Annotated in this window: 13 protein-coding genes; 7 read left to right on the top strand and 6 right to left on the bottom strand. The window is 72.6% G+C overall.

From position 1 onward, the window contains the following. The first annotated feature begins 32 nt into the window (after positions 1-32). The 4 genes from OHB56_RS08085 (at position 33) to fxsA (ending at position 4364) form a co-directional block, all read left to right on the top strand. A complete protein-coding gene (locus OHB56_RS08085) occupies positions 33-473 on the top strand; it encodes an Lrp/AsnC family transcriptional regulator (protein ID WP_042173992.1) in 441 nt (146 codons plus the stop codon). A 114-nt stretch (positions 474-587) separates the two neighbouring features. Further along, the gene (locus OHB56_RS08080) at positions 588-2219 is read left to right on the top strand and encodes an amidohydrolase (protein ID WP_406352421.1); all 1632 of its coding nucleotides are present in this window, start codon (positions 588-590) and stop codon (positions 2217-2219) included. Positions 2220-2779: 560 nt separating this feature from the next. Continuing rightward, on the top strand, positions 2780-3676 hold the full coding sequence (locus tag OHB56_RS08075) for a polyprenol monophosphomannose synthase (RefSeq protein WP_326751648.1): 897 nt from the start codon (positions 2780-2782) through the stop codon (positions 3674-3676). 106 nt (positions 3677-3782) lie between these two features. Further along, positions 3783-4364 carry an FxsA family membrane protein gene (fxsA, locus tag OHB56_RS08070; protein WP_406352419.1) on the top strand — a complete coding sequence of 194 codons (582 nt, stop codon included), beginning with the start codon at positions 3783-3785 and terminating at the stop codon, positions 4362-4364. Between the two features lie 160 nt (positions 4365-4524). Here the strand turns inward: fxsA and OHB56_RS08065 are convergent, their stop codons facing one another. The 4 genes from OHB56_RS08065 to OHB56_RS08050 form a co-directional block, all read right to left on the bottom strand. Next, the gene (locus tag OHB56_RS08065) at positions 4525-4899 is read right to left on the bottom strand and encodes an RNA polymerase-binding protein RbpA (RefSeq protein ID WP_003977404.1); all 375 of its coding nucleotides are present in this window, start codon (positions 4897-4899) and stop codon (positions 4525-4527) included. Positions 4900-5165: 266 nt separating this feature from the next. Further along, positions 5166-6515, bottom strand: a complete 1350-nt coding sequence (locus OHB56_RS08060; protein WP_406352417.1) for an MFS transporter — start codon at positions 6513-6515, stop codon at positions 5166-5168. Positions 6516-6562: 47 nt separating this feature from the next. Next, positions 6563-7330, bottom strand: a complete 768-nt coding sequence (locus OHB56_RS08055; protein WP_406352415.1) for a glycerophosphodiester phosphodiesterase — start codon at positions 7328-7330, stop codon at positions 6563-6565. Beyond that, entirely contained in the window at positions 7327-7992 is a 666-nt protein-coding gene (locus tag OHB56_RS08050; protein ID WP_326751644.1) for a hypothetical protein, read from the bottom strand. Before OHB56_RS08050 ends, OHB56_RS08055 begins: the two co-directional genes overlap by 4 nt. Before the next feature lie 98 nt (positions 7993-8090). On the opposite strand from OHB56_RS08050, the gene OHB56_RS08045 reads away from it, so the two are divergent. After that, positions 8091-9590, top strand: a complete 1500-nt coding sequence (locus OHB56_RS08045; RefSeq protein WP_406352413.1) for a PLP-dependent aminotransferase family protein — start codon at positions 8091-8093, stop codon at positions 9588-9590. A 63-nt stretch (positions 9591-9653) separates the two neighbouring features. Here OHB56_RS08045 and OHB56_RS08040 read toward each other — a convergent pair whose 3' ends face one another. Beyond that, positions 9654-11417: a hypothetical protein gene (locus OHB56_RS08040; RefSeq protein WP_406352411.1), complete on the bottom strand. Its 1764-nt coding sequence runs from the start codon at positions 11415-11417 to the stop codon at positions 9654-9656. 52 nt (positions 11418-11469) lie between these two features. Next, positions 11470-11664, bottom strand: coding sequence for a hypothetical protein (locus OHB56_RS08035; protein ID WP_326751641.1), 195 nt, complete (start codon positions 11662-11664; stop codon positions 11470-11472). 314 nt (positions 11665-11978) lie between these two features. Here OHB56_RS08035 and OHB56_RS08030 point away from each other — a divergent pair, with 314 nt between their 5' ends. Both OHB56_RS08030 and OHB56_RS08025 read left to right on the top strand, forming a co-directional pair. Next, entirely contained in the window at positions 11979-12371 is a 393-nt protein-coding gene (locus OHB56_RS08030) for an ankyrin repeat domain-containing protein (protein WP_326751640.1), read from the top strand. Between the two features lie 363 nt (positions 12372-12734). After that, a complete protein-coding gene (locus OHB56_RS08025) occupies positions 12735-14153 on the top strand; it encodes a HEAT repeat domain-containing protein (RefSeq protein ID WP_326751639.1) in 1419 nt (472 codons plus the stop codon). Positions 14154-14252: the final 99 nt, after the last annotated feature.

Genomic DNA, 14252 nt, shown 5'->3' with positions numbered 1-14252 from the left:
ACGGGATCAACGGCACTGTAGGTTCTTGCGCCATGGAGGAGCTGGACCGACAGATCGTGCAGCTGCTCGTCAAGGACGGGCGGATGAGCTACACAGACCTGGGCAAGGCCACGGGCCTGTCCACGTCGGCCGTGCACCAGCGGGTGCGCAGACTGGAACAGCGCGGAGTCATCCGCGGCTACGCCGCGGTGGTCGACCCGGATGCCGTCGGCCTGCCCATGACCGCCTTCATCTCGGTCAAACCGTTCGACCCCAGCGCCCCCGACGACATCGCGGACCGCCTCGCCGGCGTGCCCGAGATCGAGGCCTGCCACAGCGTCGCGGGCGACGAGAACTACATCCTCAAGGTGCGCGTGGCCACCCCGCACCAACTGGAGGAACTGCTCGCGCGGGTGCGCTCGCTGGCGGGTGTCTCCACCCGGACGACCGTGGTCCTGTCCACGCCGTACGAGGCCCGGCCGCCACGCGTCTGAAACCGTCATCCGCACGGGAGCGTCGGCGTGCGCGGGAGTATCAGGGCGCATCCAGGGCGTTGAACAGCGGCCCTGGGTGCGGGCCGGGCCCTCCGAGGGGCGAGACTGGGGGCCATGAGCGAACGCACCGCCCCGCAGCACACAGACCCGCCGCGCACCGTCCTGCTCCGCCGCGGAGAGGTCCACAGCCCCGCCGACCCCTTCGCCACCGCGATGGTCGTCGAGGGCGGCCAGGTCGCCTGGGTCGGTTCCGAGGGTGCCGCCGACTCCTTCGCGGACGGGGTGGACGAGGTGATCGACCTCGACGGGGCGCTGGTCACCCCGGCGTTCACCGACGCTCATGTGCACACCACGGCCACCGGACTGGCGCTCACCGGCCTCGACCTGTCCGGGGCGCCCTCCCTGGAGGCCGCACTGGACAGGGTGCGGGAGTTCGCCGTCGCCCGACCGGCCGACAGGATCCTGCTCGGCCACGGCTGGGACGCCGCACGCTGGCCCGGCGGCCGTCCACCGACCCGTGCCGAACTCGACGCGGCCACCGGCGGGCGCCCTCTGTACCTGAGCCGGATCGACGTCCACTCCGCGGTGGTCAGCACCGCGCTGCTCGACCTCCTCGCCCGCGAGGACGCCGGCGAGTTCACCCGCGAGGACGGGCCTCTCACCGGCGACGCCCATCACGCCGTACGCGCCGCCGCCCTGGGCGCCGTCACGTCCGCCCAGCGCACCGAGGCCCAGCGCGCCGCACTGGCGCACGCCGCCTCGCTCGGCATCGGCACCGTCCACGAGTGCGGCGGCCCGGAGATCTCCTCCGAGGACGACTTCACCGGCCTGCTGCGGCTCGCCGCCGAAGGCCCCGGCCCGCGCGTCGTCGGCTACTGGGCCGAGCGGAACGTCGCCAAGGCGCGCGAACTGGGCGCGGTCGGCGCCGCGGGCGACCTGTTCGTCGACGGCGCCCTCGGCTCGCACACCGCGTGCCTGCACGCCCCGTACGCCGACGCCGGCCACACCGGCACCGCCCACCTCGACGCCGCCGCGATCGCCGACCACGTCGTCGACTGCACCGGGGCGGGCCTCCAGGCGGGCTTCCACGCCATCGGCGACGCCGCCGTCGCCGCGGTGACCGGGGGAATGCGCGCCGCCGCCGAGAAGGTCGGCCTCGACCGCGTCCGCGCCGCCCGGCACCGTGTCGAACACGCCGAGATGCTCACCCCCTCGACCATCGCCGCCTTCGCCGAGCTGGGCCTGACCGCCTCCGTCCAGCCCGCCTTCGACGCCCTGTGGGGCGGCGAGGACGGTATGTACGCCCAACGCCTGGGCGTGGAGCGGGCCCGCACCCTGAACCCCTTCGCGGCCCTGCTGCGCGCCGGTGTCCCGCTCGCCTTCGGCTCCGACAGCCCGGTCACCCCTCTCGACCCGTGGGGCACCGTCCGGGCTGCCGCCTTCCACCGCACGCCGGAGCACCGCGTCTCCGTACGCGCCGCGTTCACCGCGCACACGCGCGGCGGCTGGCGGGCGATCGGGCGCGACGACGCGGGCGTCCTGGTGCCGGGCGCGCCCGCCGACTACGCCGTCTGGCACACCGGCGCTCTCGTGGTGCAGGCGCCCGACGACCGGGTGGCACGCTGGTCCACCGACCCCCGCTCCGGCACCCCCGGCCTGCCGGACCTGACCCCGGGTGGTGACCTGCCGGTCTGCCGGCGCACGGTGGTCGGCGGACGCACGGTCTTCGTGCGACCGGGCGAGTGATCCACGCCGGCCGTCCGGCGACGATCATGTGGCGTACCCCCGCCGCGCGACCTGCGCGACCTGCGCGACCTGCGCGACCTGCGCGTCCTCCCGGCGACCAGGCATGAGAACCACGTGGCGCGGGGGCGCACGGTTGTTGACAGACAGCGGCGGGAGGCCGGTAGGTTCGGCCGGGGACACCGACGCCCGACCGGGAACTTCCGCTCACTCGCGGCGGCGCCGCTGGGTCAGGGACGGTGTGCCGCACGGTCCATCGCCACTGGGAGCCGGCTCAGCGTCGGCGCGACGCCGAGGGAACGTTCCGGCGGGTCGGGAAGGTGTGACCCCGGGTGGGGCCCGGTCGCTCAGTAGACAACGGCTTCAGGTCGACCCGCAGCCAGCGGGTCCCAGGTCGGCCCGAAGGGCGCCGGGCCTCCTCCGTCGTACACGCAAGGGCACGCTGCTGCCCGACCCTCGAAAGACCTTCGGACATCCATAGCATCGTACGAACGTCCTTCCACGTCATCGCAGGGGCTGTGACCACTATGGTGGGACCCTGCACAGGAGACGAAGGGGCTGCAGTGAACGACGGCGACGGGACCCGCGCGGCGGATGCCCAGGGGAGGACCTTCGGCCCGCTCGGCAAGGCCTTGGTGATCATTCCGACCTACAACGAGGCGGAGAACATCAAGGCCATCGTCGGCCGGGTGCGCAAGGCCGTTCCCGAGGCGGACGTTCTCGTGGCCGACGACAACAGCCCCGACGGCACCGGCGCGCTCGCCGACGAACTGGCCGCCGAGGACGACCAGGTCCAGGTGCTGCACCGCAAGGGCAAGGAGGGCTTGGGCGCCGCCTACCTCGCGGGCTTCCACTGGGGTGCGGAGCACGGCTACGGCGTACTGGTCGAGATGGACGCCGACGGCTCCCACCAGCCCGAGGAACTGCCCCGGCTGCTCACCGCGCTCAAGGGCGCCGACCTGGTGCTCGGTTCGCGCTGGGTGCCCGGCGGCCGGGTGGTCAACTGGCCCAAGTCCCGTGAGTACATCTCGCGCGGCGGCAGCCTCTACTCGCGCATGGCGCTCGATCTGCCGCTGCGTGACATCACCGGCGGCTTCCGCGCGTTCCGGCGCGAGACCCTGGAGGGCCTCGGCCTGGACGAGGTGGCCTCCCAGGGCTACTGCTTCCAGGTCGACCTCGCCCGTCGCGCGGTCAGGGCCGGCTACCACGTCGTCGAGGTGCCCATCACCTTCGTCGAGCGGGAACTGGGCGATTCGAAGATGAGCCGCGACATCCTCGTCGAGGCGCTGTGGCGGGTCACGGCGTGGGGCGTGGGGGAGAGGGTCGGCAAGGTCCTCGGACGCGAGGACGACAAGCGGGCCGGGCAGCCGAAGCCGAGCGAGCGGGCCGCCGGGCCGACGGAGGCGGAGCGGTCCGGCTCTACGGAGCGGTCCGAACCCACGGAGCGGGCCAAGTCGTAGGTCCCGCCTGTTCGGTCGGACCCCCGGCGCGGCGTGTCCCGGGTGGCCCGCTGTTCCGGAGGTCCCGCTTATCCCGTACTGAGCCGGCGTTCGGCACACTGGGAGTATGACGACTGGCGCTCAGACCTCGAACCCCGCCCGGCCCCGACGCTCCAGGCTGCGTACCTTCCTGCCGCTCGGCGTCGCCGCGTGGCTGGTGCTGGAGATCTGGCTGCTCACGGTCGTCGCCGGGGCGTCGAACGGGCTGATGGTCCTTCTGGTGCTGCTGGCCGGTCTGGCTCTCGGCTCGGTGGTCATCAAGCGGGCCGGCCGGCGCGCCTTCAAGAGCCTCACCGAAACGCTGCAACAGCAGCAGAACGGCGTGCTGACCGAGCCGCGGCCGAACAGCGAGGGCAACGGCCTGATGATGCTGGGCGGACTGCTGCTGATCATCCCCGGCCTGATCTCCGACGCGGTCGGTCTGCTCCTGCTCGTGCCCCCGGTCCAGAAGGCCGTGAGCCGCTACGCGGAGCGCACCCTCGAGCACAAGCTCCGCGAGGCCGCCCGGGGCTCCCTGGGCGACGCCTTCCAGCAGGCGCGTATCCACCGGCCCGACGGCAAGGTCGTCCAGGGCGAGGTGATCCGGGACGAGCCCGGGGCCGCGCCGGACGGCTTCCCGCAAGGACCCCGCCCGCCGCTCTCCCGCTGAGAGCCGGCGGGAGCCGCCGAGGACCGAGAGCCGCGGAACGCCGGACGCCGGCAGGCCGGCCGGACACGCAGAGGACCGCGGGCGCCGTACCAACTGGTACGGCGCCCGCGGTCCTCTGTGCTGCTGTGCTGGGTTCCCCCGCCCGGATCCTTCGCCGGGATCAAGCCGACTTTCGGCTGTCCCGGGGATGAACCGCGATGTTCATCGCACCGGAGCGGAGAACGGCGAGACGCTCCTCGAGAACCTCTTCGAGTTCCTCTCGGGTACGTCGCTCCATCAGCATGTCCCAATGCGTACGCGCGGGCTTGGCCTTCTTTTCCTCGGGGCCGTCGCCGTCAACCAGGAGTGCCTGGGCACCGCAGACCTTGCACTCCCACTCCGGCGGGATTTCCGCCTCGACCGAGAAGGGCATCTCAAAGCGGTGCCCCTTCTCGCATGCGTACTCCACGGCCTGGCGCGGGGCCAGGTCGATGCCGCGGTCCGTCTCGTAGCTGGTCACCACGAGGCGCGTGCCGCGAAGAGCTCGCTCACTCATGAATCGTGCCTCCCGGGCTTGTCGCCCACAGGACAGGTGTCGCTGTCGTCGTCATCCGGTCAACGTCCGGTCGGCGGTAAAGATTCCCGTTCCGGGCCATGTGTCGCCGTCGTAGCCGCAGCCTTCTCAACCAGTGCAGTACCCACCGGCGCCCGGTTTGTCACACCTGATGACAGGTATGACACAGCGTTTCGGCATCTTTGACGCGCAGTAACGGTACACCTGGCAGGCCAAACGCGTACACTACCGCCCTTTCGTGCCGAGTGCTAAATCCTCTCCGGAACGGGATTTCCCGCGGCGGCGATGGCCCGGCGCACGGGTACCCGCGCGAGCAGCGCGAAACCGAGGACGAAGAAGGCCACCAGCGAGATGATCGCGTCCCGGTAGCTTCCCGTGAACTGGTAGGTCAGCCCGAACAGCAGCGGCCCGAGCCAGCTCATCCCGCGGTCGCTCAACTCGTAGGCCGAGAAGTACTCGGCCTCCTTGCCGGGCGGCACGAGGTGCGAGAACAGCGACCGGGACAGCGCCTGGCTGCCGCCGAGGACCAGGCCGATCCCCGCGGCCAGGACGAAGAACCACACCGGCTCCCCGGCGGGCAGGAAGTACCCGGCGGCCAGGGTCACCGTCCAGGCGACCAGCGAGCCGAGGATCGTCCGCTTCGCCCCGTGGATCCGCGCCAGCCGGCCCAGCGCCAGCGCACCCACCACCGCCAGCACCTGGACCAGCAGCACGGCCACGATGAGAGTGGACTGCCCGAGCCCCAGCTCCTTCGAGCCGTAGACCGAAGCCTGCGAGATCACCGTCTGGATGCCGTCGTTGTAGACCAGGTACGCCAGGAGGAAGGCGAGCGTCAGCGGGTGGCGGCGCATGTCGCGGAGGGTCGCCGCGAGCTGCCGGAAACCGGTCGGGGCGCCCGCCTCCCGCGCGGGGGCACGACGGTCGCGCAGGCGTCGCAGCGGCACCAGGGTGAAGGCGCCCCACCACAGGCCCGCCGACGCCAGGCAGACGCGGACCGCCATGCCCTCGGAGAGCCCGAAGCTGTCATGGGCGGTGTAGAGGATCAGATTGGCGACGAGGACCAGGGCGCCCGCCGCGTAGCCGAAGGCCCAGCCCCGCGAGGAGACCGCGTCCCGCTCCTGGGGCGTCGCGATCTGCGGCAGGTAGGAGTTGTAGAGCATCATCGCCACGGACTGCGCCGCGTTCGCCACGACCAGCAGCACGCCGCCCAGCAGATAGCGCTCGCCGTCGAGGAGGAACATGCACGCCGTCGCGGCGGCCCCGGTGTAGGCGGCGGCCGCGAGCAGCGGCTTCTTGCGGCCGGTGCGGTCGGCGGCGGCGCCCACCAGCGGCATCACGAGCACGGCCAGGATCACCGACAGGGAGACCGCGTACGCGAAGAAGGACCCCGCGCGCACCGGAATGCCGAACGGATGCACGAACCCGTCAGGGTCCGCGGCGGCCTCGGCGACCGAGGTCAGGTAGGGGCCGAGGAACACGGTGAGCACGCTCGTGGAGTACACGGAGCACGCCCAGTCGTAGACGTACCAGCCGCGTTGCTCGTACCGTCGGCCGGCCGCCTCGTCCGCCGCAGATGACCGCACGGTGTCGTTGCCCACCCGTGCCCTCGCTTCCCCGTGAACGCGCTCGGTGGCCGGGCGGGGTGTCAGACCCAGATCCCGCGGTCCTCCATGACCTCGCGCAGTGTGTCGATGTGATCGGTCATGATGCCATCCACACCCAGGTCCAGGAGCCGGTGCATCCGCTCGGGCTCGTTGACCGTCCACACGTGCACCTGGAGCCCGCGCGCATGGGCGGTGCGCACGAAGCGGCGGTCCACCACCGGGACGCCGGACCGGGCCTCCGGCACCTGGGCGGCGACGGCCGACCGGCGCACCGTCACCGGTACCCCCCACGACCGCAGCCGGAGATTCAGCACCCCCCTGGTGCCGTACGACGTCGCGAGCCGGGGCCCGGCCAGCCGCTGGGCACGCACCACGCGGGCCTCGGAGAACGAGCCGAGACAGACCCGGTCCCAGGCGTCCGTTCGCTCGATCAGCTCCAGGAAGGGCAGGAGGGCCGGCTCGGCCTTGACGTCGACGTTCCACCGCACCCCGGGGAAGACGGCGAGCAGTTCCTCGAACAGGGGCACCGGCTCCCGGCCCGCCACACGCGCCTGCTCCACGTCCCGCCACGGCAGGTCGGCGATCAGGCCCGCTCCGTCCGTCACCCGGTCCAGGGTCGCGTCGTGGAACGCGACGAGCCGGCCGTCGCGGGTGACATGGACGTCGGTCTCGATATAGCGGTAGCCCGCCTCGACGGCGCACCGGAACTGGCGCGCGGTGTTCTCCAGGCCGTCCGCGGCCCCGCCGCGGTGGGCGAAGGCGATCGGGCCGGGATGGTCGAGGTAGGGGTGGCGTATCGGTGGGGTCACGGACGCAGTATCACCCCGCGCGGTTGACCCGCGGCAACGACCGCGAGGCCGTCGGATGCCGGGGGGACTGCGAACAGCCGGAGGAACAGCTGGGCGATCGGGCCGATCGTCACCGCGTACAGCAGGGTCGCCACGCCCACCGTGCCCCCGAGGACGAAGCCCGTGGCGACCACCGTGACTTCGATCACCGTGCGTACCAGCCGGATCGACACCCCTGTGCGCCGGTGAAGCCCCGTCATCAGCCCGTCGCGCGGCCCCGGCCCGAAGCGCGCCGCGATGTACAGCCCCGTCGCCGCGCCGTTCAGCACGATGCCGGCCGCCGTCGCCACCACGCGCAGGACCGTGCCGTGCGCCTCGGGCACCACCCTCAGGGTCGCGTCCATGGCCGCGCCGATCAGCAGGACGTTGGAGACCGTTCCCAGCCCCGGGCGCTGGCGCAGCGGGATCCAGAGCAGCAGCACGGCCGCACCCAGGACGGTCAGCACCACGCCCATCGACAGGCCCGTGCGCTCGGACAGGCCCTGGTGCAGCACGTTCCATGGCTCCAGGCCGAGCCCGGACCTGACCAGCAGCGCCGAGCTCGCGCCGTACAACGCCAGCCCGGCGTACAGCTGGAACAGCCGCCGTGCGAGATGTCCGTGCCGGGGTGGGTGGCTGGACAAGGTGTCCCCCTGTGGTGGAAGTGGACCGATGCGTGACACCCTGTGGCACGGATGGAGATCTCATCCATGGCCAATTCAGGGAAGGTGGACTGATTCGAATGGCGCAGTGGACCTCAGCGGTGGGTGCGGCGCAGCTCGCCCGGCTGCTCAACTCCCAGCAGGACCGCCCGGCCGGCCCCGGTACCCGCCGCCCGCCCGCCTACCGGGCCCTCGCCGACGGCGTCCGGCTCCTGGTGCTCGAAGGGCGCGTCCCCGTGGCCGCCAGACTGCCCGCCGAGCGGGAACTGGCCCTGGCCCTGTCCGTCAGCCGCACCACCGTGGCGGCCGCCTACGAGGCGCTGCGAGGAGAGGGTTTCCTGGAGTCGCGGCGCGGTGCCGGCAGCTGGACCGCCGTCCCGGCCGGAAACCCGGTCCCCGCGCGAGGGCTGGAACCGCTGCCCCCCGAGGCCCTCGGTTCGATGATCGACCTCGGCTGCGCCGCGCTGCCCGCGCCCGAACCCTGGCTCACCCGCGCCGTGCAGGGCGCGCTGGAGGAACTGCCGCCCTACGCGCACACCCACGGCGACTACCCGGCCGGACTGCCCGCGCTGCGCGCGACGATCGCCGACCGGTACACCGCGCGGGGCATCCCGACCATGCCCGAGCAGATCATGGTGACGACCGGGGCCATGGGCGCCATCGACGCCATCTGCCACCTCTTCGGCGGACGGGGCGAGCGCATCGCCGTCGAGTCGCCGTCCTACGCCAACATCCTCCAGCTGATGCGGGAGGCCGGGGCCCGGCTGGTCCCCGTGGCCATGGCGGAAGGGCTGGCCGGCTGGGACATGGACCGCTGGCGCCAGGTGCTCCGCGAGGCGGCACCGCGCATCGCGTACGTCGTCGCGGACTTCCACAACCCGACCGGCGCGCTGGCCGACGAGGAGCAGCGCCGCCGGCTCGTGGAGGCGGCGCGCTCGGCGGGCACGGTGCTGGTCGCCGACGAGACGATGAGCGAGCTCTGGCTCGACCCGGACGTGGAGATGCCGCCCCCCGTGTGCGCCTTCGACCCGGCCGGGTCCACGGTGATCACGGTCGGCTCGGCGAGCAAGGCCTTCTGGGCCGGCCTGCGCATCGGCTGGGTGCGCGCGGCCCCCGAGATGATCCGCAGCCTCGTCGCCGCGCGCGCGTACGCCGATCTGGGCACGCCCGTTCTGGAGCAGCTGGCGGTGAACTGGCTGTTCGGCACGGACGGCTGGGAGCGGGCCGTGGAGCTCCGGCGCGCACAGGCCCGGGAGAACCGGGACGCGCTGGTCGGCGCGGTGCGCCGGGAGCTGCCCGACTGGCAGTTCGAGGTTCCGCGGGGCGGACTCACCCTGTGGGTGCGCACCGGGGGGCTCTCGGGATCGCGGATCGCCGAGGCCGGAGAACGCGTCGGAGTACGGGCACCGTCGGGGCCCCGCTTCGGGGTCGACGGAGCGTTCGAGGGATACGTGCGGCTGCCCTTCACCGTGGGCGGGGCGGTGGCCGAGGAGGCCGCGGTACGGCTGGCCGCGGCGGCACGGATGGTCGAGAACGGCGGGACGTCGGGGGTGGAGGCACCGCGCATCTTCGTGGCGTAGCGGACGCAGCGGTGCCTGCGCGCGAGGGCGGCGCGGGTGTGCCCGCTGGTGCGGACCGGGCCTTCAGGAGGATTCGGCGGCGGCCGTCTCCACGGGAACCGGCTCCGGAGGAGCCGTGTCCGTGTCCGTGTCCGCTGTATCCGCTGTGTCCGCCGTGCCTGCCGCATACGGCTCTGTGACGGTCCTGTCCGTGGTGGCCGGGTCCACGGGCTTCTTCTCCAGGGAGTGCTTGTCCGTGAACGTCGCGTCCGCCGGAGTCCTGCGCACGGGGCCGGATTCCGGGGCCGTCCGCGTCGGCTCCGTCTGTGCGTCGCCCTGAGCGGAGCGGGCCGGGAGCAGGTCCAGTACCGCCTTCCGGTGGTCGGCGCCGGTCGTGTCGTCGTACGGGTCGGGTGTGGCCGGGACCTGGAGGCGGTGCACCGGGCCCGTGCCCAGGCGGGCGTAGCCGCGACCCGCGGGGACGTGATCGAGGGGCGTGGTGTGCGGGGGAGCGCCCAGGACGGCCGTCACCTGCTCCGGAGTCGCGGGTCCGAGCAGGACACGCGCGCGCGTGTGCTGCCGTACCGCGTCGCTGAGGGTCTCCAGGCTGTCGATCTGATCGGCGACGACGACCGTGACGTTCGCCGGGCGGCCGTGCCGCAGCGGGATCTGGAGCAGCGACTGGGGGTCCTCCCGGCCGTCGGCGGCCGCGAGGTGCGTGAACGCGCTCGGGCGGTCCAGCAGGATCCACAGCGGCCGCTTGGTGTCCTCGGGCGGCGGATCGCCCGCCTGGTGGGCGCGGTTGGCGGCGATCAGGCGGCGCTCCGTCTCGTGTGCGGCCCACCGGAGACTCTCCAGCACTCCCGCCAGGCCGCACTCGACGGCGAGCACGCCGTCCCGGCCGGTCAGGCACGCGTACTCACCGGTGCCGCCACCGTCGACGATCACCACGTCGCCGTGGCGCAGCGCCTGGAGGGCGACGGAGCGCAGCAGGGTGGAAGTGCCGCTGCCGGGCTGCCCGGCCGCCAGCAGATGAGGCGCGGTGGAGCGGATGCCGGTGCGCCAGACGACAGGGGGGACGTCGCGCTGCTCCTCGCCGTGGGCGAGCGGCAGGGTCCGGTGCACCTGCATGGGGTCGGTGAAACCGAGGACCGTCTCCCCGGGAGACGTGACGAAACGCTGGGCGGCGATGTCGGCGGGCAGCGGTGCGAGGACCTGGACCGTGAGCTGGTTGCCCTCCTCGTCCCAGGCGAAGTGGTATTCGCGGCCGCGCCCCGACTTGGCGGCGAGCAGATGCTCGATCCGCGCGCGGGACTCCGCCTCGCCGTCGGTGTAGTACGCGGGGTAGACGACCACCAGGTGCGTGATGCGGCCCGTCCCGTCGAACTCGTACGCCGGGAAGGCCTTCTCCCACGAGCCGCCGTGGGTGTAGAGGGGGTCGGGGTCACCGGCCGAGGAGAAGTACGGCACCAGGGCGTCGTACAGCGACTTCAGGCGCTGGGCCTGCGACTCGTCGGGGCCCTTGGGCGCGGCCGGGGCGCGGTCCCGGCCCTGCCAGGCCGCTGCCGCCATCAGGGCGATGGCGGCGAGCAGCGGACCGTACGGGAGCAGCAGCACGACCAGGAGCACCGACGCCACCAGGAAGAGCAGCGCGCCGCGCCGGTCCTTGGGGGTGTCGGCCACCCTGCGCCGTCCGGCCGAGGCCAGTCGGCGCAGTCCGCGCACGATCGTGATCAGTGGGTGGAGGATGTCGGTGGCGCTGTCGGCCGCCGTCCGGGCCAGCTCCCGGCTCCGGGCGAGGTGAGCGCCGCGGTTGCTCAGGATGCGGGGGAGGGGACGCCGGGCCACTGCTGCCTCCAGGGCATGGGATACGGGTGGGCGGGGACTTGGGGGACCGGGGTCAGAACCTGATGCCGCCGAGGAGGCCGGCCAGGCTCTCGCCGCCGGCCTTGATGCTCGGCGCGATGGCCGTACTGGCCAGATAGAAGCCGAACAGCATCGCCACCAAGGCGTGCAACGGCCTCAGGCCGTCCTTGCGGCAGAGGATGAAGAGGACGACGCCGAGCAGGACGACGCCTGAGATCGAGAGGATCATGTGAGTTCTCCTGGTTCGCGGGGGGACAGTCACCATGAGTACTTCCAGGATCACAGGATGTATCCATACGATAAAAGGTGCAAGCGGGTGAAGATCGTCAGATTTCGCCCGGTCGGCGGACTGTTCCCGGCCTGAACGACGCGGGCGGTTGCGCACGGCCGGATCTGCCGTGATCTTTACCTCGGGCACGTCGGCCCATGTGCCGCGCGAGCCAGTATTCTGGCGATTCACCTGTACGGCTCTGCACCGCTCGCAGACGTACGCCCCGTCCCCGATATGCGGAATGATCCGTGGTGAGAGGTGGTCCGGCCGATATGACTGAAGGCCCCGACCCGGAGGTCGTGGAGTTGGCGACCAAGATCTTCGACATGGCCCGGAGCGGCCGGACCGAGGAACTGGTGGCCTACGTCGACGCGGGCGTGCCGGCCAACCTCACCAACGACCGCGGCGACTCGCTCGTGATGCTCGCCGCCTACCACGGCCACGCCGACGCGGTCCGCGCGCTGCTGGAGCGCGGCGCCGACGTCGACCGGATCAACGACCGGGGACAGACCCCGCTCGCGGGAGCCGCCTTCAAGGGCGACACCGAAGTGGTCAAGGCCCTCCTGCAGGGCGGTGCCGATCCGGCCGCCGGCACTCCCTCGGCCGTCGACACGGCCCGGATGTTCGACCGCGCGGAGCTGCTCGAGCTGTTCGGCGCGAACTGAAGCGCACCGGCGAAACGCGCCGAGCGGCACTGAGCCGCACGGGCGCGCCCGCTCCGACCGGCGAAGGCACGGGAACGGCGGCGGAAACCCACGGTAAACGGGGAAGCGGTACGAGGTCGCCGGAATTCGGTCGCGGCAGATGTGACCGCCGGGTCATCATGACGACGTGATTCACGGACGCGATGGCTGGGCAGATGTTGCCGCACCACGCGGGCCGTGATGCGGCCCGCAGGGGCCACCGACGAGAGGCAGAGGAAGATGGTCTACAGCAAGCAGGAAACGGCGGGCGCCCCGACGTGTTGGCACGCGGCCAGGTAATGCAGGTCCCCGGTTGCGTCGACGCTTGATGTGAGGCTGTTTCCCATGTTCGATCCGGTCATAGCGCCCAGCGGTACGCTGCTCGGCCTGCTCCAGCGGGGTCGCGGCGACGGCACGCTGCACGCGCTCACCGCCCCGCGCTCCGAAACGCTCGAAGCGCTGAACCACTGCGTGCTCCACGACCCGCGCCACGACTGGCAGGTGGAGAACCGCTCCCTCTACTACGCCCGCCTCTACCTCGACCTGCACGGCGAACTGGACGCCATCGAGGCCCACCTCTTCGATGCCGAGGACGTCCTCGACACCGACGAGTCGCGTACCGGCCTCAGCCTCGCCGTACTCGGCCATCTGGCCTCCTACGGCAGGCGGGACGCACTCGTCCTGTTGCGCAGGTATGCGGCCCAGGGCGCCAACTGGGCCTGGGCCCTGGACGAACTGGCCCTGCGGGACGACGACGCGGGCCTGCGCGCCCTCGCCGCCCCCGTACTCGCACGGTTCGCCACCGACCCCGAGGGCGAGGCCGAACTGGCCGTCACCGTCCGCGACGCCTTCGAACCACGCCCCTGGCGCCTGTGGGCCGACGATCCGCGCACATCCGTCGCCACGCGGGTGCGGGCCGCACAGGAAGCCGGCTGCTTCGACCGCTGGCAGCGGCAGATGCGCCCCACCGGGCCCCGCCCCGGGTGGAGCGTGCAGGCCGTGTTCGCATGGGCCCAGCAAGGAATCGAGCGCGGCGCCGCCCTGCATGTCCCGGCCGCCCGCTGCCTCACCGCCGTGGCCGGCCCCGAGAACCGGTCCGAGATCCTCCGTGCCGCCGAGGACGGCACGGAGGGCGCCCGCTGCACCGCCCTGCGCTACCTCGCCGACGGCAACGACCCGGATGCCCTCGCCCTGATCGAGCGCGCCGTGGCCACCGGGCCGGCGCCCGTCGTGGAAGCCGCCCTCGACGCCTTCGAACGGATGCGGAGCCTCGCCGCCGTCGACCGTGCGCGCCGCTGGGCCTGCCGGCCCGACGCTCTGGGCGCCGCCGCCGGCCGCGTCCTCGCCTGCCGGGGCGGTGTCCAGGACCGCGACCTGGTTCTTGCCGCTCTGCGCGAGGCGGTGCGGGGTGAAGGCCCCGACGCGCCGACCCTGTGGACCCTCGTCGACGGCGCCGGACGGCTGGGCATCGCCTGCGCCGCTCCCGTACTCCGCCACATCTACCGCGAGACCGCCTCCTCCCACCTGCGGGGCCGGGCCGCCCGTGCCCTCGCCGCCACCGACCCCTCCTACGGCAGGGGCTTCGCCGTCGAGTGCCTCTGGGACTGCGAGGAGTCCACCCGCGAGATCGCCGCGCGGCACGCGGAGACCGGCGACACCCGGGTCGTCGAGCGCCTGCGCAGGCTCGCCGCCGACCCGGCGGAGGAGGCCGAGGTGCAGACCGCCGTACGCAGCCGGATCGGTCCCGGGGAGACCGTCGTGTGACCGCCCGGGCGCGCGCACTGTGAACAAGGGATGACCCGCGGGTCAGGCGCGCATGGATGGCGTTCGGCCCGCATGGGTGTGCGAGGCAACGCTCATAGG

It is taken from the genome of Streptomyces sp. NBC_01635 (assembly GCF_045209715.1).
In the GTDB taxonomy this organism is placed as follows: domain Bacteria; phylum Actinomycetota; class Actinomycetes; order Streptomycetales; family Streptomycetaceae; genus Streptomyces; species Streptomyces hirsutus.
The sequence above is the reverse complement of the archived record's forward strand: the minus strand, read 5'-3'. Positions and strand labels throughout refer to the sequence as shown.

What these genes read in the sequence shown, in the direction of transcription:
- OHB56_RS08085 (WP_042173992.1), top strand. Translation starts at nt 33, where the DNA reads ATGGAGGAGCTGGACCGACAGATCGTGCAGCTGCTCGTCAAGGACGGG.
- OHB56_RS08080 (WP_406352421.1), top strand. Translation starts at nt 588, where the DNA reads ATGAGCGAACGCACCGCCCCGCAGCACACAGACCCGCCGCGCACCGTC.
- fxsA (WP_406352419.1), top strand. Translation starts at nt 3,783, where the DNA reads ATGACGACTGGCGCTCAGACCTCGAACCCCGCCCGGCCCCGACGCTCC.
- OHB56_RS08065 (WP_003977404.1), bottom strand. Translation starts at nt 4,899, where the DNA reads ATGAGTGAGCGAGCTCTTCGCGGCACGCGCCTCGTGGTGACCAGCTAC.
- OHB56_RS08045 (WP_406352413.1), top strand. Translation starts at nt 8,091, where the DNA reads ATGGCGCAGTGGACCTCAGCGGTGGGTGCGGCGCAGCTCGCCCGGCTG.
- OHB56_RS08035 (WP_326751641.1), bottom strand. Translation starts at nt 11,664, where the DNA reads ATGATCCTCTCGATCTCAGGCGTCGTCCTGCTCGGCGTCGTCCTCTTC.
- OHB56_RS08030 (WP_326751640.1), top strand. Translation starts at nt 11,979, where the DNA reads ATGACTGAAGGCCCCGACCCGGAGGTCGTGGAGTTGGCGACCAAGATC.
- OHB56_RS08025 (WP_326751639.1), top strand. Translation starts at nt 12,735, where the DNA reads ATGTTCGATCCGGTCATAGCGCCCAGCGGTACGCTGCTCGGCCTGCTC.